Genomic DNA, 25,196 nt, shown 5'->3' on the forward strand with positions numbered 1-25,196 from the left:
ATTTGGGATGGTCGAGCTTCGGGTCTTCCCCGATGTTATTATGGGAATTGGTGGCGCTGGCAAAAACTTGGTCTTCCAGATGCTCCGCACTGAGTGGCTCGTCAGGGCCCTGCTGGAGAACTCGGAGAAGAAGTACACCTTCATAATCCTCGACACAGCCGTCGGGGAGATGAAGGACGACCTCGCCCACAAGGAGGAGATAGACGCCTTCATTGAAAAAATCGCCGAGGAGATGAACAAGCCGAAAAACATAGACGTTGAGGTCAGGAACATCATTCAGGACCTCCACATCGACACCCCGAGGGTGCTCTACACCAAGAACCTCATAGACGAGCTCCACAGGAAGAAACTCGTTAAGGTCTGGTGGATACTCGACAAGAAGCACGGAGTTGACAACACAGAGGCCCTCCAGAAGTACGGAAGCTCGGGCTTCTCGAAGGGAACCATCAGGAGAAGGGGCGTTACCAAGGCAATGTTCTACAAGGCCCTCGTCGAGGGCAGGGTGGACGAGATATTCAGCATAAAGCCCGGCGCCCAGGAGATTGCAATGGTCGTCGGACTCGGCGGTGGCACCGGTTCGGGAATATTCATAGACCTTGCCCAGAGGATAAGGGACTCCAATCCGGGTGTTACTATAACTCTCTTCGGAATCCTCCCGTCCCTTGAGGAGGGCGAGGAGAAGGCAAACGCCTACATAGCCCTTTCGGAGCTTGAGTATCTGAGACTCACCCAGGGGAAGTTCGGGGAAGTCCTCTTCAATCACGTGGTGCTCTCAACAATTCAGCCGACCCGCTTTAGGGGCTCGGACGATGCGTACGCCAAGAACATTGCCCTTCAGGAGTTCTCCGAGGCCTTCGTTTACACCTTCGTGAACTTCTACGACGCCAAGAGCGGAAACCAATCCGATGAAATCGAGCCGAACCACTACGGAAGGTTCACCCTCATGACCTCTGGCATTGTCAGGTACGAGGTCGAGAGCACGGTCTCCAACAAGAAAGACCTTGATGAGGCCGTTACAGCCTTCACAAAGGCCCTGAAGGTCGAGGAGGACATAAGGGAGAAGGACATAGAGGGAATAATAGGTCTCCTGAAGGAGGCGGAGATGATAGAGCCGAGCGGTGGAGATGGAAGCTTCTACAGCAGGTATCTCGACTATATAAAGAACACCCGCCTCATTCAGGAATTCTATGGTTTCCTGACGAACCCAGTTTTGATGGCCTTCAACTACAACTCTCCCAAGGCAGTTATGGACGAGATAAACACCCGCATTCTGATGGGCGACCAGAAATTCTCGGACGTCGTCAACGGACTTAAGACCCCCGAGGAGATACTGGACTTCATAAACCAGCTCAAGACAGCCATAGAGAGCGCCAAGACGGACTTCAGGGATGACGTTGACAAGAAGATATACGAGACCTTTGTGAAGATACTCGATAACATCCACCTTTCGATAGAACAGCTGGCGGTTCTCCACAGGTTCAGGTTCCCGGAGAACCTTAAGAAGAGCTATGAACCCTACGAGACCGAAATAGGAACAGCCCTCCGTGACCTTGCGACCTTCGAGGCGAAGCCCGTTGTCCTCAACAGGATAGACGACCTGAGGAGGGCCGTTGGCAACGACATAGCATCAAGGGAACGTAGGCTTAGCGAAATCGAGGAGGAGCTCAAAGCCCTCGAAAAGGAGAAGGCCAAGATAGAGAACGACGTCGAGGAGATAATAGAAATCAACACAAAGCTCCTCAGGAACTACTATCGCTTCATCAAGGACCTTCCCGAGATAGAGGGCCTGATCAGGGAAGCTTCAAGGAAAATACAGCGCGTCCTCGATGACCTTAAGACCCACGCCCTCGGGGACATCGACAAGAACCTTGAGCCGGAGATGTTAGCCCGCCAAGTTTCGGAGGATATGGAGTCTGCCCTTGAGGGTCTGAAGAACCTCGTTACAAAGCTTGAGGCCATCTTCCCGGGCAACCCGGAGGTTCTCACCCTGAAAGACCTTATCGATTACATAGACCTCATCAAGGAGACTCTGCTCAACTACTACGGATACAGGTATTACGAATGGAGACAGGAGAACAGGTCGCTTGGGGAGAGGCTCAGGGGTAAGGATTACAGCGTCGAGATGGAGGACTACCTCGACAGATACGAGAAGGCCTACAGCAGGGTCTCCCGCAGAAAGGAGCTCTCCAGCTTCATAAGGATAAGGCCCGGTGCCGAGCCGAACACGATTTCCAACGTTGAGATAAACAGGCTCGATGAGAGCATCTGGATTATCATCAAAAAGCTTAGGGATTCAATACAGGACAGCATAACCGCCAAGATTGGAAAGCGCCTCAACGTTGACCTCAAGGATATTCAGCTAGACAAGGTGGCCAGTGAGAGTAAATCGCAGCAGGAGTTCATAAGCAAGGCGAAGAACGCCATATACGAGGCCATTCTGGCAAAGACCGGAGTTGGTTCCAAGCTCAATGAGCTCATTGAGGAGAAAAAGAAGCTTGAGGCTGAGATTGAAGAGCTCTCGAAGTTCCAGGGACTTCTTGGTACCCTAAGGGAGAGGATAGTTGACGTTAGGTCGAGGCTCCAGAAGGAGTGGAAGGAGTACAAGAACAGGTACGACGAGACCATGAAGAAGCTCAAGAAATACCTGGAAAAGACCAGCTCAAGGAGAAACGAGAAGGGGACGTTCATCTACAAGGTTCAGCCCTCCCCGGAGGCCCTTGGCCTGCTGATGGATGCCTCGGAGGGCAGTCTGGCGAAGATACTCCAGAATCCAAGCCTGAACACAATCTCCCAGAACGAGTTCAACAAGATACTCAACACCTTCCGCGAGCTCCTCCAGACCCTCATAATTCCGGAGTACTCAGGTGTTGACAAGTACAGGCGCATAGTGGAAGGCGAGGACGGTATCCCAATCGAATGGAAGCTCAAGAGCGTTCTCAGCTACATAAACTCGCCGGTGAACGAGAACACGGGTGAGGTCACGGAGAAGCTCAGGGAGGTCGTCATGGAAACCCTGGAGCGCACGGTCAAGCCCAGAAAGGTAGTTCCGACCGGCATGCCCGCGAGGGGCTCTCCATGGGACATCGCCATAACCATAATCTTCCCGAAGGTCTTCCTTGAGGACATCTACGGCCTCTACCAGAAGAACAACAGCTATTACGACGAGTACTACTCCCTCAATCAGTCAGGCAAGAAGAGGGAAATCTTCCACCACGTTTACAAACTTGAGGATGGCTGGTACATCGCGAGGGAACCGATGGACTTTGACGAGGCGATCATCCTTGCCTCAGACGAGCAGTACAACAACAGGGACGTCAGCGAGGAGATTCTCAATAAGTACTACATAAAACACAACGTGGCCAACAAGGGGCCGGAGGGGAGTGAATGAGGCTCCCGAGGTCCCTTGAGTCCTTTGGCCTACTGCCCTTTCTCTTTTACACCCTTCTCGGTTTTGTGTTCTATTTGCTCATAAAATACACCGCCACCTCAACGAACCTGTTGAACGACCTCAACGTCATAACCGGGAGCTGGCTCTTCCTCTCACTTGCCGGCCTCAGCTTCGGCATAGTCACTGTAACCGCGTTGACAAGGTTCACGCCCTACTCAAGAAAGACGTGGGGGCTTCTCATTGGGGGTCTCGTCCCACTGATTGATGCCCACTGGGGGGAGGTTCCCCTTCTCGCACCTCTGGTGCTGGGCCTCCTCCTCGGCCTAGCGTTCATAACCCGACAGGAAAGACAGCTCAAGTGGGCCAAGGCCTTCGCCCCGCTCCCTCTCTTCGTGCTTCTTATCCCGCCGACCTCAGAGGCCGTCCTTGAGTTTCAAAAGGGGACGTATACCCAGCACTTTGGAAAGATTCTTGGCTACCTTGGCATAATCATCCTCGTTCTGGTTGAGGCATACTTCATTCATGCGACGGCCAGGCACGCCCTCCGGGACGAGGACACCTCCGAGGAGGTCACGATATTCCTCGGTCCGAGGCAAAGCGGAAAGACGATACTCTCCCTCGGGTTTTACTACACCCTGGTCACCAAGAGGAAGGGAACCCACGAGGACTCCTTCGTGATAAGCGAGGAGGGGACCCCACTTGACCTCGCCGAGCTGTACAGCATCTTCAGGCGCATGGGCTTTCAAGGGGTTAAGGGCACCCAGAAGGGCTGGCTCACGATACACACCTTCAGAATAAAGAGGGGTGGAGGTAAGAAGTTCCTTCATGGCCTAAAGGACGTGGAGCTTGAGATAACGGACTACGCCGGTGAGATTCTGTGGGATCTTGAGGAGATAGTCAGAGACACCAAGAAGTACGACGACCTCGTAAAGGCTGTGGAACAGGACATAGAGGCCGACATGGAGCGGTTTAAGGAGGCGATAAGATACAGGAAGAACGTTCCCGATGAGAAGAAGGACGCCATAGCCGAGGAGATAAAGAGAAAGATAATCCACGACTTGGAAAGGATGCGCTTCGACTTCAGGAACTACAGGAGGGAAATCTACTGGGAAAAGGTTCCCGAAAGCATTAGGGACAAGCTGGCCGTTGCCCACACCCTCAGCAGTCTGATGAGGGCCGATAAGGTAGTTCCACTCCTGGACGGAGAGGGAATACTCTACGAGCTCTATCAGCGCGACAGGGAAGCTAGGGAGGCCCTCAACGACATGAAGAACTACAACCCAACCCTCTACGAGGTCATAATGAACGCAATCAGAAAGTTCGAAAGAGCAAACCAGGCCCTTGAGTCATCCCTCCAAGCGAGGAGGGCCACACTTGAGGCCCAGCTCAGGGCCTACGATGCCATCCTTTCAAGGTTCAAGAAACGCAACAGGCGCGGTGACTTTGCCTTCCTGGTCACAAAGGCCGACCTCATAGGGGCAATCTTCATGCCATTCCTCCTGAACATCAGCCTCTCGGGAGTTAAGAAGAGGATAATAAACCTCCTCAAGAGCACCACTGCCTTCCTAAACCTCCTTCAGAAACTCGTCCCCGAAAAGGAACTGAAGAAGAGGATAATACTGTCCATAATCCTCTCGCCAGCAGACCTCAAGCACCTCGATCCCGAGTCGGCAGAAGACCTCAGGGAGGAAGTCCTGGTCAGGGGACTCGATGAGCTCGTTGAGTGGCTGAGGACAACGCCCATTATCAGGGTTCTGAAGGAGGTGCTGCTCCCGTGATAGGGCTTGGAATCTACACCACCGAGGGCGTTCCCCTCTACCTCCATGGAAACCAGCCACTGGCATCTTCCCTCGTCCCCTTCATCGACAAGTACGGTCTCTGGGTCGCTTACTTTCCGGCAATTGAGAGGGGGGAGCTTCTCTGCTACATCGGGGCCAGGTTTGACAACGTGAAGGAGAGCCCAATAGGTCGATTGAACAGGGAGGTACTGCTCCTAAGCTTCTCCGGCCAAGAGAAAGGAGATTTCGAAACTGCACTGAGGGTCTTCATGCCCGAGAACCTTCAAAAGATATTCAGGGAGGCTGGCCTCTACTTCGAGCAGGAACCCGTCGGGGAGCCGAATGTTTCCCAGGATTCTATAGTGAGGGTCTATAGGGAGGTAAGGAGCTATCTCAGGGAGCTCTCTTCGGAAGTGCCTTCCTCGATATCCAAAATCCCCTACAGAAAAGTCACAGTTCCGGGTATTACGGATACTCCCTATCCATCACTTTACCAGCGTTACCTCTTCTTGGGGACGGTATTGGAGGCAATTAAGGGGCTCTCAACGAAGTCCTGCATTCCACACTTTATAGAAAACGCCCTTCGTAGCGATTATTCCCGAGGGGGGGACTTTGGATACCCCTTTGTGGTTTACTCAAAGGGGACCGTGCCCTCTCTCGGTGGCCTGTGGTTCCCAACCGGAGGGATGTAAATGGGTGAGATTCCCGTTGCCATATACGATACCCAGGGCATACTCGTCTCGGGGGGAGGAGTGAACTTTGAGGAACTAGGGATAAGCTACGGTGATATGGACTCCCTTGGCGTCTGGCTTGCCCTGAGAAGGGGTGAAGATTTCGTCGTTGGGATGCGCATCGACCATCTTTACGAGAACAGGGGGCTTGGACGGGATAACCGTTATCTAGTCCTCATTAAGTTCCCCGCGGAGAAGTTCCCCTCCTTCGTCGAGAGGTTCCAGGATCTAATGAAAAAACTCATAGCGGACTTCGAGGAAAGCAACAACGTCGCCTATAAGGGCGAATTCGGCGAAAAGCCCTATTTGAATCCTGCTGTTGCAGAGAAGATAGCAACGCTCGTTGAAAAGCTCCCGAAATACGATGAGGAGACCCTCAGAAAGTACGGGCTCGCGAAGGACAGGCTCAGGGTTCGGGTTGAGGGTCTGAACTACGATGACCCGAGTATTGGAGACCGCGCAGCGGCTCTGGAGCTGATTCAGAGGATACTTTACACTGCCCCGGAGAGCCCGATAACCGAACTCCTTGTTTTCTCCAAGGGGAGCTCGGCCAAGTATCCCGGCCTGTGGATGGAGAAGGATGCCAAGCCCCCAGAGGAGATTCTCTCTGCCCTTGAAGGCGAGTTTGAAAGGCTTAAAGAGCTCTATGAAGAGTGCGACAGGGAGCGTCTCAGATACCAAAGAGACCTCGAAAAATGCAGGGATGACCTTGAGAGCTCGAAGGCCGAGGCTAGACGGTACAGGAGACTCTACGAGAGTAGCTCCAAGGGAATAGCGCGTCCAATAGTGGCGGGAATCTCAATAATCCTCCTCCTCGCGGGGCTCTTTGCGGGTGCCTACCTCCACTCCTCAGGGGTGATGCCCCTTCTCCCGAAACCGGCCAAGGTTATTCCTCCAGCGGACAATGGATATCTCAAGGCGAACTCCGGTCTTAAGGGCGAACCGGCGAAGGTCATTGGTGGCTACATAAAGTTCATCAAGGAAGCGAAGAACGGACGGGTTGACCTGGCGTATCTCTCTTCCCTAGTGGTCAACGACAGCAAACTTCACCGTGAGTGCCTGGCAAATCAGAGCAAGCTTAAGGATGAAACCAAAAAGCTCACCGCCCGGGTCAATACTCTGGAGAATGAACTGAAGAAGGCGAACAGCACAATCTTAGCCTTAAGGGAAGAGAAGAATAAGCTGAAGTCCCAACTCGATGGGTTCAGCAAGGACACAAAGTGCTTCTCGACCCTAGTTGGCCCTAACGTGACCCTCACAGAGGACGACCTCCAGACACTCAGTAAAGAACCCGGAATCGGTGGCTGGGAGAAAGTAATGACCGGCCACTGCAGAGCCAAGCTCAACGAGATGCGTGAAAACCTTCACAGCGAGTCAGTCCACTTCCAGAACGTATTAAATGACTCCCTCAATGACCTCAGACAGGCCCAGAAAGTCTCTATGAAAATACTGCTCAACCCCATCAGCGAGCCGGTAAAGGGCTACATGATAAACTTTACCAGGGCAATTAACGCCAGCATTGAGGAGACCATGCTCATTGAAAGGATAACCCAAAATCACACCGAGAAGCTCAAGAGTTTCAACGTCTCCTCCGTCAAATCCTGTTCGGGGGCCTGTAAGGTAATGGGAGAATGGACGGCGGAGCAGGGAAGAATAAAACGTGCCCTTGAGAAGAACTTCACAAAAATCCCGGCGGTCGTCGTTATGGAAGACCTCCAAGAGCTTTACAACACCAACAAGACCATCAGCGACCCCGGGAAGCTCAATACCCTCAACGTCTCGGCGTACACCAAGGGGCTTTTGGGCTACGTCCTAAACCTCCCTGCGAACGTGGCCCTAACCCCCAAGGACTTCTGGAGGGAAGTTGGCAACCTGACCGGTGACCTCAGCGGAGTAGGGAAGCCCGAGGATGTCCGTCTCTATCTGGAAAGGCTCCTGAAACTCCTTGAGTTCATAGACAGCAAGGTGGAGGCGAGCTGAATGAGGAAGGTATGGGCCCTGCTCATTATCGCCTTCCTCGGGTTTGAACTGTGGGCAGGGATTAGCGTTCCCTGGGTTTCGGCCAGTAGCCTGCGCTCCGCGACCCTGAACCTCGTTGTCGGCGAGACCTACGAGTACAACTACTTCAACCTGACCCTCGTTGATATGAACCCGGTGAGCGGAACGGTGCTCGTCAACGTCTCGGGGATTCAGGGGAGCGAGCTGGTCACCGCTGAGGACGCCTTCACTGACGTCTTTGGCGACGGGACGATACAGATAAGGGCCGTTGCGGTCTATGTGAGCAACAAGCAGGCAACCGTTGAGGTTCGGGTTGACGTCGAAGCCCTGGCCAACGTCGCCTGTTCGCTACTTGAGTCCCTCATCTCGGAGGCAGAAGCCAACGGCACCCTGCCGGAGTCGGTGTTAAACCAGTCGAGACAGAGCCTGACGCTGGCACAGCAGTACAGGGATTCCGGCTGGTACGACGATGCAATCCAGACCGCATGGAGGGCCCTTGACAACCTCAGGAGCACGATAAAGATAGCTACAGAGGCCAGGAAGGCCATAATAGACGCCAAAAAGGCCGTAACCGACCCCTCCACCTGCGTCTCAGGATGCAAGGAGTGTCCCCTTTCCATAACGGTGAAGGTGAAGAAGCTCATAAGCGAGGCCGAGGATTACTACCAGCAGGGGAACTTTGAGGATGCCCTCCAGACGGCCAACAGTGCAATCAACATGATAAAGGACTGCTGTAACTCGTGTAAGGTCTTTCCCGAGAGGAAAAAAGAACTGGAGGATTACCTGGCCGAGAAGGAGAAGACAATACCCTCGGAGCTCTTCAAAGCTGTAAGGGACAAAATAGACACCGCCCAAAAGTACTACGACAACGGTGACTGCGTTGACGCCATAAGTTACCTCGACGATGCCAAGGAAGTTGCGGAGACTATAGTCGAGAAGTGGGATGAGACTATGACCTGCAGGGCAAGCCTCCTCTCAAACATAACCCGGGCAGGGAAGAGGTATTACACGATTTTCAACAGCACCGTGATAAGGATAAAGGTTGACGACCTTGAGAAGAGCGCCAGAGAAGACCTCTACAAGCTCATAACCTCGGGCTACTTCCAGACTGCACTCTCGAAGTGCAGCAAACTCGCGGACGACCTGAAAGCTAGGGAGGAAAAGTTCAACGAGACCAAAGCCGTTCTCGGCGATGTTTGGGAGCATATAACGGGGGTTAAGGCCGAGGGCTACGTCGTGAACCCGGCCGTCTCCATTTTCGTTGAGGGGCTCAATCTCATGGAGCAGGGCAACTACGAGGGGGCCAAGGCAAAGTTCCTTGAGGCCAATCAGACCGCCAACGAAATCGTGCTCAAGGCCATTGAGGCGAAGAAGGCCAAGAACGAAACGCTCAGTTGCCTGACCAAGCTGAAGGCCGAGGGTATAGACACCCAGAGCGTCTTCGGAGAGGACATGTCCCGTGCTGAGGAACTCTATAAGAAAGGAGACTACGAGGGGGCAAAACTCCAGTGGGAGAGCATCAAGGAGAAGTGCAACGACCCAGAACTGGAGACCGTGATAGAGACGAGGAACGAAGCCCATTCCCTCTACGACAAGACCAGAGCCGAGGGGATAAAGATACCCGGAGATGTGGACAACCTAATAGAGCAGGCGGACAGGAGCTTCCGGGACGGGGACTTCACCCTTGCCAAGGAGGAATACAACGGGGTAATCAAGAAGCTTAATGAGCTAAAGGACATTGAAGAGGATTATCAGAAAACCTCCGAACAAGCCGAGAAGTTCTATGAACAGAGCTCAAAGTGGGGCAAAACCATTGCCAAGTGGTTTGGAATTCCCGTGGTCGAGGAAAGGTTTGAGAAAATCAAGGAACTCCGTGAGAAAATCCAGAAAGACCAGGAGAGCGGAAATTACACGGCCCTGAAGAAAGACCTGGCGGAGTTAAAGGGCTTGATGAATGACATAGACGGAGACAACTCCAAGAACTGGGACGACCCGCTTCCCTACGTTCCGAACTACTACTTGATAGGCCTCCTGTTTTCAATCCTGATGATGTTCTTCAACCTCGTCAGGTGATTCTTTTAACTTTTTTAATGATTTGAAAGTCAGCGTCTTCCGAACGTTTTAACCTGCCGTGAGATGCGGGCTTAAGGGGTAATGAACGAGCACCTTATGTGATCCAACATTACTTGAGAATGAGTCAACAGATGGCAACATTTGGAGGGTCTTTAAAAGGATTCAACCCTTGATGGAACTTCTCTGGGGCCGGGGCCGGGATTTGAACCCGGGCTAGGGGATCCACAGTCCCCTGTGCTGACCAGGCTACACCACCCCGGCCACGTCCAGCTTAAGCTTTTGGGTTAGCTTTATAAAGTTTTCGCCAGAAATCCAGAAAAACGCCCCGATAAGTGGTTATGTGGCGGGAGGAGATATCATAATTGAAATCTGGCCCAAAAACCCGGTGGCGAGGTGTTTTGAAATGAAGGCGAAGCGCGAGGCCCTTAAAAGCCTGTTCACTGCGATGAAGGAGGGAAAGGTTGACGAGGACATAATAGACATCCTCCTGCTGATAAACTCCATCAGTGGAATCTACACTACCAGCTCCTGCTCCGGGAGAATAGGAATCATCGAGGAGCCGGCGTTAGGGGCCAAGCCCCTCTCCCGGTGGCTGATAAAGGTCCACAGGCCGATAACCTTCGAGGAGGCGAGAGAAGGCCTGAAAAAAGCGAGAGAGGGGCTGATATTCCTCAAGAGCCAGCCACCGATTTTCCACGTTGTTGCCGAAGACCTCCAGAGGGCGAAGAGGCTCCACGAGCTCGGACTAGCGAGCGGTTTCAAGTACACGACCTTCAAGGCGATATCAAAGAGGTACCTTGTCGAGATAAACGCCACGGAGTACCTGACGGCGCCGCTCGGAAGGGACGGAAGGGTTCTTGTTGGCAACGAGTACCTCCAGTTCGCAGTTGAAGTGGGTAACTCAATGCTCGGGCGCTCCAAGGGGAGGCTTCCACGCCTGAAGGAGAACTTCAAAAAGCTGAGGGAAGAACTAGGCGAAGACGAGCTCTTCTACGAGCTCGCGGAGGAGTTCGGGATATAGGGAAAATGGAGCTAACGCATCTCGTTCCATTCTCTGTTTCCGTATCGCTCCTCTATCAGCTTTTCAGCCAGCCCAAGCTCGTAGTCTGTTAGAGCGCCCTCCTCAAGGCCAAAGGCCCTTGCAAAGCTCTCCTTAAGGAGCTCATAGGCCTCCCAGCGATTCAGTTTTATTCCCTCACGCTCCAGAGTCGTTACCCGCTCCCATATGCTTGAGACGCCCTTATCCCTGAGCTTCTCCTTTGAGACCCTTAGGACCTTTGAAAGGACGTCGAGCCTCGTGGAGTACATGAATGTGCCGTGCTGTAAGATGATCCCCCTCCTCCGCGTCTGGGCCGAGCCACTTATCTTCTTCCCGTTCGCCACGATGTCGTTCAGACCGGAAAAGCCCGCCTTAATGCCGAGCTCCTCCAGTGCATCAACGATAGGGCCCCCAAGATAGCGGTAGCTCGTCTCGACGTTTTTGAGTGCCGGATGAAAGTCCTCGCCGATGACGACCGAGTAGGTTATCTCCCCGAACTCGTCGTGAAAGACCGCGCCCCCGCCGGTGATTCTTCTCACGACTGGAATCCTGAGCCTTCTGGCTTCCTCAAGGTTCACGTCGTGCCTCACGCTCTGGAAGCGTCCTATTGTAACCGAACTCGGTGAGAAGGCATACAGACGAACCGTGTCGGGAACTTTGCCCTCTATTCTAGCGAGCATTATCGCCTCGTCTATTGCCATCTGAACCTCCGGCCGGGCAACTATGAGCGGGATGAACCTCATCCAGACCACCACCGTTAAAAACCCGGGGGTGTTTTTAAGTCCAGCGATGATGACGCCCAAGCCCTCCTGATGGGTGATGAGAGCGGTCACCACTGAGCGGCTGCACCTCTTGTAAGAACTCAGAATTCACACCCGAAACGCCTTCCGGGAGCACTCACAGACCTGCGGGAAGTCTGCTATGGCGGGCCGGGCGGGATTCGAACCCGCGACCTTCGGCTCCGGAGGCCGACGCCCTATCCACTAGGCCACCGGCCCACCCAGAAATCCTCCGGTTCTCCATTTAAAAACCTAACCGCCTCCGAGGGATAAACTTTATAAACTTCTCGCGGGGATTTACGAACGGGCACAGCCCCGTGGTGTAGCGGCCAAGCATGCGGGACTCTGGATCCCGCGACCGGGGTTCGAATCCCCGCGGGGCTACCATCATTGAGGGCTCCAGAACCCCGAACCCCCTCTCAACTTCCTTTCTCGAACCATAACTCCTTTGCCAGTTATGACCTTCTCCCCGCCCTAAAGGACGGGGTTTCCGTCGGGGAAACCCCTCGCTAATGGCGGGGAGGTTTGAGGGGTAATCCTCACCACTCCCATTGAAGGGGGTTCGGAGAACCCCTCTGGCCGGGCCTCCGGCCAGTTACCCCCACCTGCCGACAAACCCGGCAGGCTCAGGGTTATCTTTTCCACAACCTTCCTCAAAATGTTGAAAGCACCAACCACGTCGGCATTCATAACAACGCCCTCTCTACGGCACTTAAACAAACCCCTAAAGATTCTCCCATCAGCGTGGCGTTGGCCGCAGAGAGGGCAAAACTGAGAAGTGAAAGCCTCATTCACGACTTCAACCTCGATACCATACTCTTCAGAGACTTCCTTTAAGCGTTTAATGACAGTATTGAACCGCCAGACGTGAGAGAGGAGGAAATTCTGCTTTTTACCCCTGTCAGAGTTTCTGGCGATTCCTTTCGGGTAACCAACGAGGATCCTCGAAACTCCGAGATGGTAAAGCTTTTCGACAGTCTGCCTTACTGCCGTGTTGATGTAGTGTTTGGCTTGGAGCTTGGCTTTTTCGTGCATTCTTTTGAGTTTCCTGCTTGTTTTGACTCCACTCCTGTTGAGTTTTGACTGATAATCCGCAATTCGTTTTTGCCAGTAAAAATCAATGCTCTTTAAGGGTCTCCCATTGACTAAGAAACTCTCGCCGTTCTCAACGTAAACGGCCATTAAATTGTTCACTCCTAAATCAATTCCAGCTGAAAGGTTTCCTTTTGGTGTTCTTGGGAGTTTAACCCACTCGCCCTTCTCCATCTTCTCCTCAACTTTGGAGAAGCTGATGCAAACATACCACTTGCGTTTAACATCATCGTAGATTATCTCTAACCGCCCTTGCTTGCCCTTGAGGTAGATCCGCCCCTTGAATTGAATCCTCAATCTCCCAAACTTTCCAAGTCTTCGCAGTTCGATAACATTCCCGTCAATCTTGTATTGGTCATTTCGGAGTGGGATAATGAACAGTTTCTTTCCGTTCTCCTCCCTGACAAAGCCGGGCGGTTTTGGCCTGAACCATTCTGGAAGTTCTCCATTCTTTTTCTTCCTGTTGAGGGCGAAGAATGAACGCCAGCTTTCGGCGTTCTTTCTCGCCAACTGCTGGACTGTTGAACCACCAATCCAGTTTTTGAACTCGTGGTAAGCTTCCTTTTCTGTTCCGTTAAAATCAATCCTGCCGAATTCTTTGAATTGTCTCAAGCGTTGGTAATTGAGTTTGTTCCAGATTACTGCGGTGGCTTGGGCTAACTCGGAGAGTGCTTTTTCCTGCTCCTTGCTCGGCTGGAGTTTGATGGTTACTGAGCGCTTCATTTCAAAGCATGGTATGACTCTTAGGCTTTAAAAGAGTGTTGCTTTCCCTCTTAAGGGCCAGCTGGGTGGTTGTCACGTTCCTTCTCGGTTGATTATCCAGATGGGTATTTTCCAAGGCGCATTTTTAACAATGAGAATTTAATTGTTTTTATGCCAATGAGTTCTCCATTTGTCATTTTACATGTTAACATCGAGATTATTTTTGCCGGGCTTGTGAGTTTCAGATTCTTTTTTACAAGCTTTCAGGGCTTTGTTTTCCCTCAGGCAGTTCTCACGGTATTTTTAGCGTGAATACGAACTTGGAACTTTTCAGGCACCTTTAAATAGTTTGCCAGTATAAGTTACTTAACCATTAACTCTGTCGCCGGAGTTATTATTATGGTGAGAGAATGGAATGCTGAATCGTCGCATTCCAGGGGAGAGAGAAAAGTGATCGGAACAGGAGCTTCATCGAGCATACTCGGCAACAGCCGGAGGATGCTCATGATAGAGTACCTCAGGGGTAGTGATGGAAGGGCCGAGCTGAGGGATGTTGTTGACTACATCGCGGAGAAGGAAGGCGACACTAACAGAAAGCACAGGAAGAGCGTTTACGTCAGCCTTATCCAGACGCACATTCCCAAACTTGAGAGGGAAGGAGTAATAACCTTCAACAGGGGAATCGTGACGCTCGTGAAAGTTCCGGAGGACGTAACCGTTTACATGGAGACCGTCAACAAGAACGACATAAGCTGGAGCTCCTTCTACATCGGGCTTTCACTTATCTTTCTGACGGTCGCCGTTTACCTCGGCAACATCCACCTCGCTCTGGCCTCGATTGTGTACACCCTCGTCGGCGTCATCCACCGCCGTAAGATGAAACCCCTCTAACTTTTCTCCGGGTAAGCCCGGGTTACCTTGAGTTAAGTCACAATTTCCTATATATTGCGGAGACTACTGGTTATTGAGCAACCGTGTGGTTGCTTTGACAGGCACTGCGTTTTGCACCACCGGGGCGAAACACTCGCCCGCTTCCATTTCCACAGTGCCTCCCAGTTAAGGAGGCGAAAAAGTTGAGAAAGAATATTGCCTTGGGAATTTTTGGTCTGCTGGTGGCCTTTGGGCTCGTTCTTGGGGCCGGAGCCAACTTCAGGGACTACAACGCGGACAGGAGCGTACATTGGGAGGTAGTTACCGATGACACCGAGCTCATCGACCTGACCCCAATCCAGCCCTACGCGTACATTAACGACGGCGGTGTCCTCGTGGTGGACATCAGCCCTGAGAACCCGAACTGGCCGGGCTATGGAAACGGCCTCAGCCCGAACTCAGAGTACAACTTCGACGAGGTGTTTGAGGTTAGCAACGACCTCTGGGAGGAGAACATGAGCATAGTCGTGAGGATTACAAGCGACAATCCTGTGATTCAGTTCTACGGGGCTGACCACGACATCCACGACAGCGCTACAGGGGCTGTTGTGTACGCGAGCGACATGGCCAAGAACGACGTCTGCTTTGTCGTGAACAACGGCGACGCGGTTAAGGTCGGCATGGACTTCACCGTCGGCAACGACGCGCCCAACACGACCCAGAGTGCGTCAGTTCACATAGAGGCCTACAGGCTCGGCACGGAGCCGGCAGACCTGAGCGGAAAGTGCGGTCAGTGAAGGGGGCGTGAAGGATGAACAAACTATTCGGATTGGCAATACTCATGATTGGAATGCTCCTGGCAGTCGGGGCGGGCGCGAACTTCCGCTACTACTCCGCGGACAGGACTGCGAGCTTCGATGTCGTGTCTGACGACAACGAGCTGATTGATTTGACCGCCCTGCAACCCTACGTCACCTACGACGCCGGAAAACTCTACGTGGACATAAGCCAGTACAACCCCAACCATCCCAACTGGGGAGGGAACGGCATGAGCCCTAACACCACCTACGTCTTCGAGGAGATGTTCGAAGTCAGCAACGAGCTCTGGGAGAACAATGCAACCGACTACCCGATATGTGTGACCATAAAGAGCCAGCACAACGGTGTACTACTCTTCGCAGGCAACTACACCAGCCCAATAGCCGGCCCGGCCAACAACCTGCAGTTCACCGTCTACAACGGGAACCCGATTCCGGTTGGCATGATCTTCAACAACACCAACTCGACCCTTGGCAGCTACCAGTTCCAGATGAGCTTTGAGGCAGTGGCCGGAACCTGCGGGCCGTGATTTCCTTTCGGGGCCTTTGCCCCAAAATTTGAGAGGGTTTGCCGATGAGAAAACTGCTTGAAAACATCGTGGTTGTAGTAGCGACCGTTTTTCTGCTCGCCTCAGTGACGGGTTTCCTCCTCGGCAGGCCTGTTCTTCTCTCTTACGCTTACTCAGAGAGCATGACCCCTACGATAAACAAGGGCGACATGTTCTTCATCAATCCCCTCTCTAAGGGAGGGAAAATCGGGGACATAATAGTCTTTCACAGGGGAGACGGCTGGACCGTTCACAGGGTATTCGCCATCACAGAGAAGGGCTACGTGACCAAGGGAGACAACAACGTCGCCACAGACCAGCAGAACGGTGAAAATCCCCTGGTTAGGAGGGAAGACGTTATAGGGAAGGTGGTTGAGCTCGGGGGCAGGCCACTCATCATAAGGGGTGGAGGGGCCTTCATCGAGTCGCTCCGTGCGAGGCTGACCAGCTTCTACGCCGTTGTCATCTTCCTCCTCGCGGGCGCTTTTCTGACGTTCTCGGGTGGAGATAAAAGGGACAGGGGCAGGAGGAAGTACCTCAAAGTCCGCGCCAAGACCCTATACGCGGTCGTCTCGATAGTGATAATAGCGGGCTTTCTCTTCGTAACCGTTGCCTCATGGGGGACGCTGACGTTCACGTACTCATCCACCCTGGCCGGCGGTCAGAGGGAGGGCTGGTATCTCCCGGGAAGCACGTTCGAGAGAAACGTCACCGTCAAAAACAGTGCCCTCTACCCCTTCCACTACTTCATAACCGTCAGCGGAGGAAGGGTTGAGCTGCTCAACGGCGACACCTTTGAAATCCCGGGGAGGGGAACCCATGAAATAAGCCTCAGAATCTCTGTTCCGAAGGAGACGAGGATATACAAGGAGGAGATCACCGTTCACTCATATCCCTCCATCCTCCCCGGATGGCTCGTCGCCTCCCTTTACAACATCAGCCCCTACCTCCCACTGCTTCCCTACGCCATGGAGCTGGCTGGAGTTCTGGTGGTCTTCTACTACCTCGCCGACGTGGGAAGAGGTGACATCCTGAGAATCAGGGTCAGGAGGAGAAGTCTTCTGGCCAAAATTATGGGAGATGGTTGATATGAAAAGCGCGTTCTTTGTTCTGGCGTTCCTCGTGGGGTCACTCCTCGTGGTTGGCTCAAGCGGTAATTTCAGGGGCTATGCGTCCACCAGGGACGTGTCCTTTCAGGTCGTTCCCCACAGCGAAGAGTACATGGGTTTCGAGTGTGAGAACGGCTACTCCGCGGTTGTCACACTAAGGCAAAACTCCGAGGCCGATTTTGGGGTCATTAACATCACAAACTCCCTGCCCGAGGGGAAGATCGTTGCCATCGCTCTCGGGCCGAACTACACGGAACTTCCCTCCGGGCTTGAGGTCTCTATAGAGACCGACGATGGAAACCCCGTGAGCCTCGACGCAGGTGAAAGGTACACCTTCACCGGACACGCCTCGACCGGAAACGTCCGAGCCGGGGAGTACATAGTTCCCATCGAGCTCTACGCCACCTGGGAAGGCGGGGGTGCCTCGGTTTCAACATGCCCACTGAAGCTGATAGTGGAGGAAGGGCCAAGAATAGAGAAGATTCTCCTTTCGGGGAACACGAGCGGTATACCACTAAAAACCTACCAGGAGTGGGTCTTTCAGGTGGTCGTAACGAACCCGGGGAGCGAGGACATTGAAATAACCGTTGCAGACACCGTTCCGGCCGAGTTCACGGTCAACCTCTCGGGAACAGGAGCAAGCGCCGGGAGCTATGCCTTCTGGTCAGCGAGCAACGGGAACTCTCACTCCGCAACCAAAATGGAGTGGAACGTGACCGTGCCAGCGGGCGGGAGCGAGCACATTAACGTCACGGTGTTCACAAGGCTCAACCACGGCAACCAGCAGGAGTTCACATCCTGCGGTGATTATGCACTGAACAACGGTGCGAGGATACTCGACTACGACATCGTGAGCAACGGCATATGGGTCTCCACAGCCTGCGGTGGAGGCGAGGAACCGTGACCGTTTTTCCTCTGGAGGAGAGTGCCCGCCATGAGACGAATTGAAAGGGAAACCATGCTAAAGCTCACCCTCGCGGCATGCATTTCAGCAACCATTATCTTCGGGGCCTATTCACTGGTCGCCTACTCGAAGGCCCCCTCAACGACCAGCGTTTCCTACGAGACAGTCTACGTCGAGAAAGGCTCAATAACCCACAGCGGGCTTTTCTCCAACGAGACCGTCTATAAAAACGGGAGCTCACTCGACCACTACCCCGAGAGGATAACCCGCTTCATAAACGTGACCTACAGCTACGAGACGGAGCCTTCGGCCGAAGGGAGCTACCGGGCGGTCCTCAGAACGGACTACTACGTCGTCTCAAACAAGAAGAGGGTTTACATAAAGAACGTCAGCAGGGAAACGTGGAGCGGGGGCTTCAGCGGTTCCTTTTCCATCCCAGTTCCCCTCAACGTTTCAAGGTTTGACTCCGACCTGAAGAAAATCAGGGACGGTACAGGCCTCTTCAGGGCCAGCGGAGAAACCTACCTGCTTGTCCGGGTAAAGATAGAGGGAAGAAAACCCTTCGTCCAGCGGATAGGGGTCTCAAGAGATACCTCGGGGATGCTCAGCCTTTTCGGAGGGGATAAAGACTACAAAGAAGTTCGGAGGCACAGTAAAACGACCGAGAAGAGGATGAACTTTCTCTGGTCGAGAGTTTCCGTGTCAACTGGAAGGAAGGCTTTCCCGGCTCTCTCGGCCTTTTTCGCCATTCCCCCGCTCGGCTTTATCTACTCCAGGAGGGGGAAAAAGCTGGAGGACGAGCTTAAGGGCCTCAGAAAGTTCGTAGTTGAGGGCAGGCCAGATGACAGGGCCAAGTCCGTCCTGCTGGAGTCGGCGGGGGATCTTGAGAGGGTCTTCAATATCGTTGACAAACCGATAGTCCATCACCTCTGGGAGGGGAGGGATGTCTATTCCATAACAGATGGAGAAACAACCTATGAGTACATAGTCGAATGATATCGGAAAGAGCTCCCACATTCCCGTCCTCTTCTGGTTCCTTTCCATTCACCAACAACTTTAAAAACAAAACTCAAAACCAACCTTAGAGGTTCTGCAAAAAGGTTAGAGGTGGTTAGAGATGAACCCGTTCCACGAGCTTGAGCCCGGACCGGAAGTCCCGGAGGTCGTCTACGCACTCATAGAGATACCGAAGGGCAGCAGGAACAAGTACGAGCTCGACAAGAAAACCGGCCTGCTGAAGCTCGATAGAGTGCTCTACAGCCCGTTCTTCTACCCGGTTGACTACGGGATAATACCCCAGACCTGGTATGACGACGGCGATCCTTTCGACATAATGGTCATAATGCGCGAGCCAGTCTATCCACTCACTATCATAGAGGCCAGGCCCATAGGCATAATGAAGATGGAGGACAGCGGTGACAAGGACTGGAAGGTCTTAGCAGTTCCCGTTGAGGATCCCTACTTCAAGGACTGGAAGGACATCGATGACGTTCCAAAGGCATTCTTAGATGAGATAGCCCACTTCTTCCAGCGCTACAAGGAGCTCCAGGGCAAGGTAACCAAGGTCGAGGGCTGGGGCAACGCCGAGGAAGCTAAGAGGGAAATACTCCGTGCCGTAGAGCTCTACAAGGAGAAGTTTGGAAAGAAGTGATCTCTTTTCAACTCTTTTTGGAGGTCAGGCCATGTACAGGCTCCTGAAGGTTAAGGACGTCGTGAGGATACCCCCGAGGATGTTCACAATGGATCCAAAGGAGGCCGCAAAGCTGGTTCTCCGCGAGACATACGAGGGCATCTACGACAGGGATGAGGGCGTTGTACTCTCGGTAATCGACGTTGAGGAGATTGGAGAGGGCGTTATAGTGCCCGGCGACGGGGCAACCTACCACGAGGTTGTTTTCACGGTTCTCATGTGGACGCCCAGACACCACGAGGTCGTTGAAGGGGAAGTGGTTGACGTCGCTCCCTACGGGGCCTTCATCAGAATCGGCCCGATGGACGGCCTCGTGCACATAAGCCAGCTGATGGACGACTACGTTGTCTTCGACGAGAAGAACAGGCAGTTCATAGGGAAGGAAACCAAGAGAATCCTGAAGCTCGGAGACCCCGTGAGGGCGAGGATTATTGCGGTCAGCGTTAAGAGCAGGGTCATCAGGGAGAACAAGATAGGCCTGACTATGCGCCAGCCCGGTCTCGGAAAGTTCGACTGGATAGAGAAAGAGAAGAGAAAGGCCAAGGAGGAGTGAGCATGGCGAAGGAGAGGGCCTGCAGGCACTGCCATTACATAACCACCGAGGATCGCTGTCCCGTCTGCGGGAGCAGGGATTTAAGCGACGAGTGGTTCGACCTGGTAATCATCATAGACACGGAGAGCAGAATAGCCAAGAAGCTCCGCGAGAGTATACCCGAAGCTGCCAAGGTGCCGGGCAAGTACGCCATAAGGGTCAGGTAAAATGTACTTCCGTCTAACCCCCGAACTCAGGGCCCTCCTCAAGAGGCCCTTGGGAATGTTAATCCGCGGGCCGATTCCCGAGCCATACCTGAGGATAAGGGACGAGCTCGACGGCAGGTTCGTGGTTACTGTGGGGGACGTCGTCACCGAGAACCTGCTCCGGCTCGGCATCACGCCAAACATAGCCCTCTACGATCTAAAAACGAAGAGGAAGGAGTACTCCCCGGATATCGAGGCGGAAGCGGTCTTCATGACCGTGAAGAACCCTCCGGGGACGATAACGAAAGCTTTATTAGACGCCGTCAGGAAGGCCGTCCGTCTCGCCGGAAGGGGACGGCCGGTGCACATACTCGTCAACGGCGAGGAGGATTTGGCGGCCATCCCCGCAGTGCTCTACGCTCCCCTCAACTCGGTCGTCCTCTACGGCCAGCCCGACGAGGGAGTAGTGCTTATAAAGGTAACACCCGAATGCAAGCGCAGGTGTGCGGAGATACTTTCCAAGATGGAGGTGGTTCGTGATGGAGATTAAGGTGACCGAGATTAAGGAGAACAAGCTCCTCGGGAGGAAGGAGATATACTTTGACGTAATCCACGAGGGCGAGCCTACCCCGAGCAGGGAAGCGGTGAAGGGTAAGCTCGTCGCCATGCTCGACCTCGACCCGAACACTACAGTCCTCCAGTACATCAGGAGCTACTTCGGAAGCCACGTTTCCAAGGGCTACGCCAAGGTCTACGAGACGAGGGAGAGGATGCTCTACATAGAGCCCGAGTACATACTCGTTAGAGACGGCCTGATCCAGAAGAAGGAGGAGTGAGGTGGTGTAGATGGCCAAGAAGAAAAAGACCAGCCAGAAGTGGAAGCTCTACGAGGTCAAGGGCGGAAAGGTCGTCAGGAAGAACAAGTTCTGCCCGCGCTGTGGGCCGGGCGTTTTCATGGCCAACCACAAGGACCGCTGGTCCTGCGGCAGGTGTGGCTACACCGAGTGGAAGAAGTGATTTCCTTTCTTTCACTCCCGCTTTTCTACGTAATTCGATATTCAATAACTCAGACTTTGCTATTAAGTCCCACAATTATCAAAAACGCAAGTAGGTACAGGACGTATTCACTAATCTGATGGGCATCTAGGAACGAGAACCCCTGATTAACTAGGAGCACTATCAGGGGAATCCTCAACGCATTAATTATAAACAGTAAGATAGAGCCCAGAAGAAGTGTTATTATGCTCTTCTTCCCCTTCCAGTCCAAAGAGATGTAACCTAGGAGAAGCGCCCAGAATACTACGGGCGTACATGCTTCTTCTATAATTACGGCAACGTTTCCAATCAATATTGTATTTCCGTGGGATTCCACGTGCCCAAAAATAAGCGACGAAATTATTAAGCTTGTTTTCACTGTGGGTTTTACAAGTGTCTTCTCAAAGGGCAGCATAAAGACGTAAAAGAGGAACGTTAGTCCCATTAACGAAGCGAACCTTGATGATAGGTTTTTTATGAACCCTCTTCGGGTGCCCTCCATAACGTTTCATATTTCAAACGGAAATTTTAAATAATTTTGGATTTTTTATATAGAAATTGTGATGGTACAATGAGGAAGGTACTGTCCTTGGCTATCATGCTGATAATGATAACCATGGTCAGTAACTCCTACGTGCAGGGAGAGACCACAAAGACAAAGATCATAGTGCTGGTAAATCGGACAGTTGTCCTAAACGATGACAATCCGATTACTGTGTATTCGGGCTCTCCAACTTTCATTGTAACAGGAAAGATTCTTGATATGGTTCTTAGAGTTAAGAGTTCATGTGTATGTCAGAAATGTGTATATTACAGAGGGCACGACGATAACAATAACAGGGTTAGCATGAATTTATGCTCCGGAGGGTCTGGTTACTATTACCTTGGGGGATATAATTCCCAGCATTACTACTTAGATTACCTGAACATAACCGTGAGAAAAACTGATCCCAACTGCACCTCACCCCGCGTGGAAGCCTGGATTCAAGTGGATTATACTGGAGACTGGGTTTCGCCCAGTGGAGGTACCACGAGTGGCTCCGCTCCCCTCTCATGGCAGGGAGTTGTTTTCGTAGCGTTGCTACTGGCCCTGATAGGTTCAATGAGTAAGCGCTGAAAGAGGATTACTGTATGCCCACCTACTACGGTCTAAAGATAAAGCTACATCCGCAGGTGTACGAGCCGGCAGAGGACACCTTTCTCCTAGCCGAGAACCTTGAGGTTAAACCCGGGGAGAGGGCTCTGGATATCGGCACGGGAACGGGACTTATAGCCCTTCTGATGGCCAGAAAGGCAGACTTCGCCCTCGGCGTTGACATCAACCCCATAGCCGTAGAATTGGCCAGGGAAAACGCCCGGCTGAACGGTATTAACAACGTTGAATTCCGCCTTAGCGACCTCTTCGAAAACGTCGAGGGAAAGTTCGATGTTGTAACCTTCAACGCCCCCTACCTGCCCGGTGAACCGGAGGAGCCAATTGATCTGGCCCTTCTCGGAGGCGAAACCGGAAGGGAAGTCATAGACCGCTTCATCGAGGAGGTTGGCGAGCACATATCTTCGGGAGGAAGGGTTTACCTCGTTCAGAGCTCCATAACTGGAATTGATGAGACCCTGAGAAAGTTCGAGAGAGCCGGCCTGAAGGCCAGAGTAATTGCGAGAAAGCACCTGTTCTTCGAGGACATAGTTCTGATATGTGCCTTTATATCCTAACGGATTTCCTACTATACGGGGTCAGTTAAGTTTCTCGGGAAAATGTTTAAATATTCTAGTACTAAACTAACGTATGCTAACTCCATCCATATCGATGGTGGTGGTCGATATGGTATTGGTCGATTCGATGTCGGGAACTAGCAACGAAGCCCTTCTTTATAGCAGAATAATGAAACTCTGGAATGAGCTGGAAGAACTAAAGGGGTTCGGTTTTCCCCACCTTGTTGGAAGTTTAAGGATAGAGGGAGGCAGAATTGTTGACTTCGATGCTGAGATTATACTGATGAGGGGTTTGAGAGAGTCAATAGTTGAGGACGCGGGAGTTATAGAGTTCATGATTCCCGTTGAGAAGAACGCCGGTCCGGACGCCCTTGTTAAGAAGATCTTAAACATTCTGGGTGTTTGAAATGCCAACGGCGGTGGAAAGGGTTAAGGTGTCCGATCCCGAGAACCTTGAACGGGTTCTGCTTAACCCAGAACTCTTCATCAGGGCTATTCCCAACTCCACCGTTGTCAGTGAGGGAGGCGAACTTCGGCTCAGGATCGGTTTCAAGCTCTTCGTTTTCTCCGCGAAGGATGACTATACGGTAACTTTTTATACCGAGCGAAATGGATATGTCTATGAGTTCAAGGGGAGAAAGAGTGCCCTTACTTTTAAACTGAGGCCTGAAAAGAACGAGCTCGTCGTTGAGGCAATCTACGATGGCAGGCTTAAGAGGCTGATCGGGCTGGAATTTAGAAAGTTCGCAGAGCAACTCGCCGAAAATCTGGAGGCACTTTTCATGGAGATTCCGCCGGCATTCCGGAGAAGGGTTGAGGAAGGAACGTTTGAAGTTGATTTCGAGAATCCCCAAGACTTTAAGAGAAAGCTCTATGGTTTCCTCTTGGAAAAAACAGAGGAAGTCTTGATATCTGAGGGCACCCTTCTCCAGGTGGCAAAACATCTGATTGGAGACTTCAAGGGTGTGTATTACCTTTCAGGAACCTCAACTGATGGAAAAAGGCGGTTCCAACTTGTTCTCCAAGATGGAAAACCAACTAGCGTTAGGTACGTAGACGATGGAAAGTCCCGGATAGCTAGGCTCTCGCTCAACCCATCGGAAATTGAGCGTATAATAAAAGATGTTGCCGGGGATTTCGTTATTAACATCTGGAGAAAGGTCGGGAGGGTTTGAGATGCCGATTAAGAAGATATACACGGAAGCATATCCCCTTTATGACGACGGGGTGCACAAGGTCTTCTGGCTCGGTATAGAGGAAGCCGATGAGGAGAAGGGCATCCTTACAAACCAGTACATGATAGTTGACGGCAGCGAGGCTGCAATTCTCGATCCGGGAGGGTACTTTATATTCGATAGGGTCGCCAGAAACGTCATTTCGAAGATTGACCCCATGAACGTTAAGTACATATTCTTCTCCCACCAGGACCCGGACGTCCTTGGAACGATAAACCTCTGGTATGAAGAAACCCCAAACGCAAAGCTGGCAATATCCTCACTGTGGGTCAGGTTCGTCCCCCACTTGGCGGTTACCGGAACGTCGAGGATAATTGAGATACCCGACGAAGGGACGAGGTTCAAGCTCGGCAACTCCTCAATCTACGCCCTGCCCGCCCATTACCTCCACAGCCCGGGCAACTTCAGCTTCTATGACGAGAAGAGCGGTATCTTTTTCAGCGGGGACATAGGCGCTGCGGCTTTTCCGGAGGGGGAGTGGTACCTCTTCGTGGACAATTTCGATGAGCACGTCAAGTACATGGAGGGCTTCCACAGGAGGTACATGAGCTCCACAAAGGCCCTGAGGGCATGGGTCAAAATGGTGAGAGAGGTTTCCCCTAAAGTGATAGCACCACAGCACGGGGCTATCTTTGAGGGTGAGAACGTCGGCAAGTTCCTAGACTGGCTTGAAAGCCTTGAGGTGGGAATAGACGTCTATGAGCATCTGTTCAGGTTCAGGAAGCTTTAGGCACTCCTGTACCTTTTTATTTCGTGAAGGAGCCTAACCCTGGGTCTTGATTCAATTGTTACGGCCTCAAAGCTTATTTCCCTGGCCTTTGGCTGGGGTTTGATGTTAGTCCAGCGCCTCATGCTCTCCACTTCGGCGGGTCATTTTTAAGCCTTTTCATTGATCACCGAGAGACCCTTCGACCCTTGCCTTGCACAACTATGACCAATCACCTTTTTAAAACCCGCCC

27 protein-coding genes and 3 tRNA genes are annotated in these 25,196 nt (G+C 52.5%); 24 read left to right on the forward strand and 6 right to left on the reverse strand.

Annotated features, from left to right (window positions below; all coding sequences use genetic code 11):
• The first annotated feature begins 7 nt into the window (after window positions 1-7).
• Genes MVC73_RS07460 through MVC73_RS07480 form a run of 5 tightly spaced genes read left to right on the forward strand, consistent with a single transcriptional unit; the run spans window position 8 to window position 9,968 of the window.
• Window positions 8-3,388, forward strand: a complete 3,381-nt coding sequence (locus MVC73_RS07460; RefSeq protein WP_297509108.1) for a tubulin-like doman-containing protein — start codon at window positions 8-10, stop codon at window positions 3,386-3,388.
• Entirely contained in the window at window positions 3,385-5,166 is a 1,782-nt protein-coding gene (locus MVC73_RS07465) for a hypothetical protein (RefSeq protein WP_297509111.1), read from the forward strand. Before MVC73_RS07460 ends, MVC73_RS07465 begins: the two co-directional genes overlap by 4 nt.
• On the forward strand, window positions 5,163-5,858 hold the full coding sequence (locus MVC73_RS07470; RefSeq protein ID WP_297509113.1) for a hypothetical protein: 696 nt from the start codon (window positions 5,163-5,165) through the stop codon (window positions 5,856-5,858). The genes MVC73_RS07465 and MVC73_RS07470 overlap by 4 nt, the downstream gene beginning before the upstream one ends.
• Entirely contained in the window at window positions 5,859-7,877 is a 2,019-nt protein-coding gene (locus MVC73_RS07475) for a hypothetical protein (RefSeq protein WP_297509116.1), read from the forward strand. It abuts the gene before it with no gap.
• A complete protein-coding gene (locus tag MVC73_RS07480) occupies window positions 7,878-9,968 on the forward strand; it encodes a hypothetical protein (RefSeq protein ID WP_297509119.1) in 2,091 nt (696 codons plus the stop codon).
• 184 nt (window positions 9,969-10,152) lie between these two features.
• Here the strand turns inward: MVC73_RS07480 and MVC73_RS07485 are convergent.
• Window positions 10,153-10,229: transfer RNA gene (locus tag MVC73_RS07485), tRNA-His, on the reverse strand.
• A gap of 142 nt (window positions 10,230-10,371) precedes the next feature.
• Between MVC73_RS07485 and MVC73_RS07490 the strand changes: the two genes are divergently transcribed.
• Window positions 10,372-10,989, forward strand: a complete 618-nt coding sequence (locus MVC73_RS07490; protein ID WP_297509122.1) for a hypothetical protein — start codon at window positions 10,372-10,374, stop codon at window positions 10,987-10,989.
• Window positions 10,990-11,000: 11 nt separating this feature from the next.
• Here the strand turns inward: MVC73_RS07490 and MVC73_RS07495 are convergent, their stop codons facing one another.
• Both MVC73_RS07495 and MVC73_RS07500 read right to left on the reverse strand, forming a co-directional pair.
• Window positions 11,001-11,750: a biotin/lipoate A/B protein ligase family protein gene (locus tag MVC73_RS07495; RefSeq protein ID WP_297509292.1), complete on the reverse strand. Its 750-nt coding sequence runs from the start codon at window positions 11,748-11,750 to the stop codon at window positions 11,001-11,003.
• Between the two features lie 179 nt (window positions 11,751-11,929).
• Window positions 11,930-12,005: transfer RNA gene (locus tag MVC73_RS07500), tRNA-Arg, on the reverse strand.
• A 92-nt stretch (window positions 12,006-12,097) separates the two neighbouring features.
• On the opposite strand from MVC73_RS07500, the gene MVC73_RS07505 reads away from it, so the two are divergent.
• Window positions 12,098-12,173 (forward strand) — tRNA-Gln (locus MVC73_RS07505).
• Between the two features lie 87 nt (window positions 12,174-12,260).
• Here MVC73_RS07505 and MVC73_RS07510 read toward each other — a convergent pair.
• Window positions 12,261-13,601, reverse strand: a complete 1,341-nt coding sequence (locus MVC73_RS07510) for a transposase (RefSeq protein WP_297509125.1) — start codon at window positions 13,599-13,601, stop codon at window positions 12,261-12,263.
• 429 nt (window positions 13,602-14,030) lie between these two features.
• Here MVC73_RS07510 and MVC73_RS07515 point away from each other — a divergent pair, with 429 nt between their 5' ends.
• The 12 genes from MVC73_RS07515 (at window position 14,031) to MVC73_RS07570 (ending at window position 21,274) form a co-directional block, all read left to right on the forward strand.
• A complete protein-coding gene (locus MVC73_RS07515) occupies window positions 14,031-14,471 on the forward strand; it encodes a hypothetical protein (protein ID WP_297509128.1) in 441 nt (146 codons plus the stop codon).
• 182 nt (window positions 14,472-14,653) lie between these two features.
• Window positions 14,654-15,247, forward strand: a complete 594-nt coding sequence (locus tag MVC73_RS07520; protein WP_297509131.1) for a DUF1102 domain-containing protein — start codon at window positions 14,654-14,656, stop codon at window positions 15,245-15,247.
• Window positions 15,248-15,261: 14 nt separating this feature from the next.
• Window positions 15,262-15,798 carry a DUF1102 domain-containing protein gene (locus MVC73_RS07525; RefSeq protein ID WP_297509134.1) on the forward strand — a complete coding sequence of 179 codons (537 nt, stop codon included), beginning with the start codon at window positions 15,262-15,264 and terminating at the stop codon, window positions 15,796-15,798.
• Window positions 15,799-15,842: 44 nt separating this feature from the next.
• On the forward strand, window positions 15,843-16,904 hold the full coding sequence (locus MVC73_RS07530; protein ID WP_297509137.1) for a signal peptidase I: 1,062 nt from the start codon (window positions 15,843-15,845) through the stop codon (window positions 16,902-16,904).
• Window positions 16,897-17,829, forward strand: a complete 933-nt coding sequence (locus MVC73_RS07535; protein ID WP_297509139.1) for a hypothetical protein — start codon at window positions 16,897-16,899, stop codon at window positions 17,827-17,829. Before MVC73_RS07530 ends, MVC73_RS07535 begins: the two co-directional genes overlap by 8 nt.
• Before the next feature lie 30 nt (window positions 17,830-17,859).
• Window positions 17,860-18,825, forward strand: coding sequence for a hypothetical protein (locus tag MVC73_RS07540; RefSeq protein WP_297509142.1), 966 nt, complete (start codon window positions 17,860-17,862; stop codon window positions 18,823-18,825).
• A gap of 121 nt (window positions 18,826-18,946) precedes the next feature.
• On the forward strand, window positions 18,947-19,480 hold the full coding sequence (locus MVC73_RS07545) for an inorganic diphosphatase (RefSeq protein ID WP_297509145.1): 534 nt from the start codon (window positions 18,947-18,949) through the stop codon (window positions 19,478-19,480).
• A 31-nt stretch (window positions 19,481-19,511) separates the two neighbouring features.
• A complete protein-coding gene (locus MVC73_RS07550) occupies window positions 19,512-20,072 on the forward strand; it encodes a DNA-directed RNA polymerase (RefSeq protein ID WP_297509149.1) in 561 nt (186 codons plus the stop codon).
• A gap of 2 nt (window positions 20,073-20,074) precedes the next feature.
• The gene (gene spt4 / locus MVC73_RS07555) at window positions 20,075-20,278 is read left to right on the forward strand and encodes a transcription elongation factor subunit Spt4 (RefSeq protein ID WP_088885549.1); all 204 of its coding nucleotides are present in this window, start codon (window positions 20,075-20,077) and stop codon (window positions 20,276-20,278) included.
• A 1-nt stretch (window position 20,279) separates the two neighbouring features.
• A complete protein-coding gene (locus MVC73_RS07560) occupies window positions 20,280-20,807 on the forward strand; it encodes a GTP-dependent dephospho-CoA kinase (RefSeq protein WP_297509157.1) in 528 nt (175 codons plus the stop codon).
• Window positions 20,797-21,093, forward strand: coding sequence for a 30S ribosomal protein S24e (locus MVC73_RS07565; RefSeq protein WP_297509160.1), 297 nt, complete (start codon window positions 20,797-20,799; stop codon window positions 21,091-21,093). The genes MVC73_RS07560 and MVC73_RS07565 overlap by 11 nt, the downstream gene beginning before the upstream one ends.
• 10 nt (window positions 21,094-21,103) lie before the next feature.
• Window positions 21,104-21,274 (forward strand): 30S ribosomal protein S27ae, encoded by a 171-nt coding sequence (locus tag MVC73_RS07570; RefSeq protein WP_015858123.1) that lies wholly within the window; start codon window positions 21,104-21,106, stop codon window positions 21,272-21,274.
• Between the two features lie 49 nt (window positions 21,275-21,323).
• On the opposite strand, the gene MVC73_RS07575 is transcribed toward MVC73_RS07570, so the two are convergent.
• A complete protein-coding gene (locus MVC73_RS07575; protein WP_366938948.1) occupies window positions 21,324-21,794 on the reverse strand; it encodes an archaeosortase/exosortase family protein in 471 nt (156 codons plus the stop codon).
• Window positions 21,795-21,863: 69 nt separating this feature from the next.
• Here MVC73_RS07575 and MVC73_RS07580 point away from each other — a divergent pair, with 69 nt between their 5' ends.
• The 5 genes from MVC73_RS07580 (at window position 21,864) to MVC73_RS07600 (ending at window position 24,967) form a co-directional block, all read left to right on the forward strand.
• Complete coding sequence (locus MVC73_RS07580; protein WP_297509163.1) at window positions 21,864-22,409, forward strand: hypothetical protein; 546 nt, start codon at window positions 21,864-21,866, stop codon at window positions 22,407-22,409.
• A gap of 14 nt (window positions 22,410-22,423) precedes the next feature.
• Window positions 22,424-23,002, forward strand: coding sequence for a HemK2/MTQ2 family protein methyltransferase (locus tag MVC73_RS07585; protein WP_297509167.1), 579 nt, complete (start codon window positions 22,424-22,426; stop codon window positions 23,000-23,002).
• Window positions 23,003-23,102: 100 nt separating this feature from the next.
• Entirely contained in the window at window positions 23,103-23,408 is a 306-nt protein-coding gene (locus tag MVC73_RS07590) for a hypothetical protein (RefSeq protein ID WP_297509170.1), read from the forward strand.
• Between the two features lies 1 nt (window position 23,409).
• Window positions 23,410-24,177: a hypothetical protein gene (locus tag MVC73_RS07595; protein ID WP_297509173.1), complete on the forward strand. Its 768-nt coding sequence runs from the start codon at window positions 23,410-23,412 to the stop codon at window positions 24,175-24,177.
• 1 nt (window position 24,178) lies between these two features.
• Window positions 24,179-24,967 (forward strand): MBL fold metallo-hydrolase, encoded by a 789-nt coding sequence (locus tag MVC73_RS07600; protein ID WP_297509175.1) that lies wholly within the window; start codon window positions 24,179-24,181, stop codon window positions 24,965-24,967.
• On the opposite strand, the gene MVC73_RS07605 is transcribed toward MVC73_RS07600, so the two are convergent.
• On the reverse strand, window positions 24,964-25,089 hold the full coding sequence (locus MVC73_RS07605; RefSeq protein ID WP_297509178.1) for a hypothetical protein: 126 nt from the start codon (window positions 25,087-25,089) through the stop codon (window positions 24,964-24,966). The genes MVC73_RS07600 and MVC73_RS07605 overlap by 4 nt on opposite strands.
• Window positions 25,090-25,196: the final 107 nt, after the last annotated feature.

Source organism: Thermococcus sp. (genome assembly GCF_027052235.1).
Classification (GTDB): Archaea; Methanobacteriota_B; Thermococci; order Thermococcales; family Thermococcaceae; genus Thermococcus.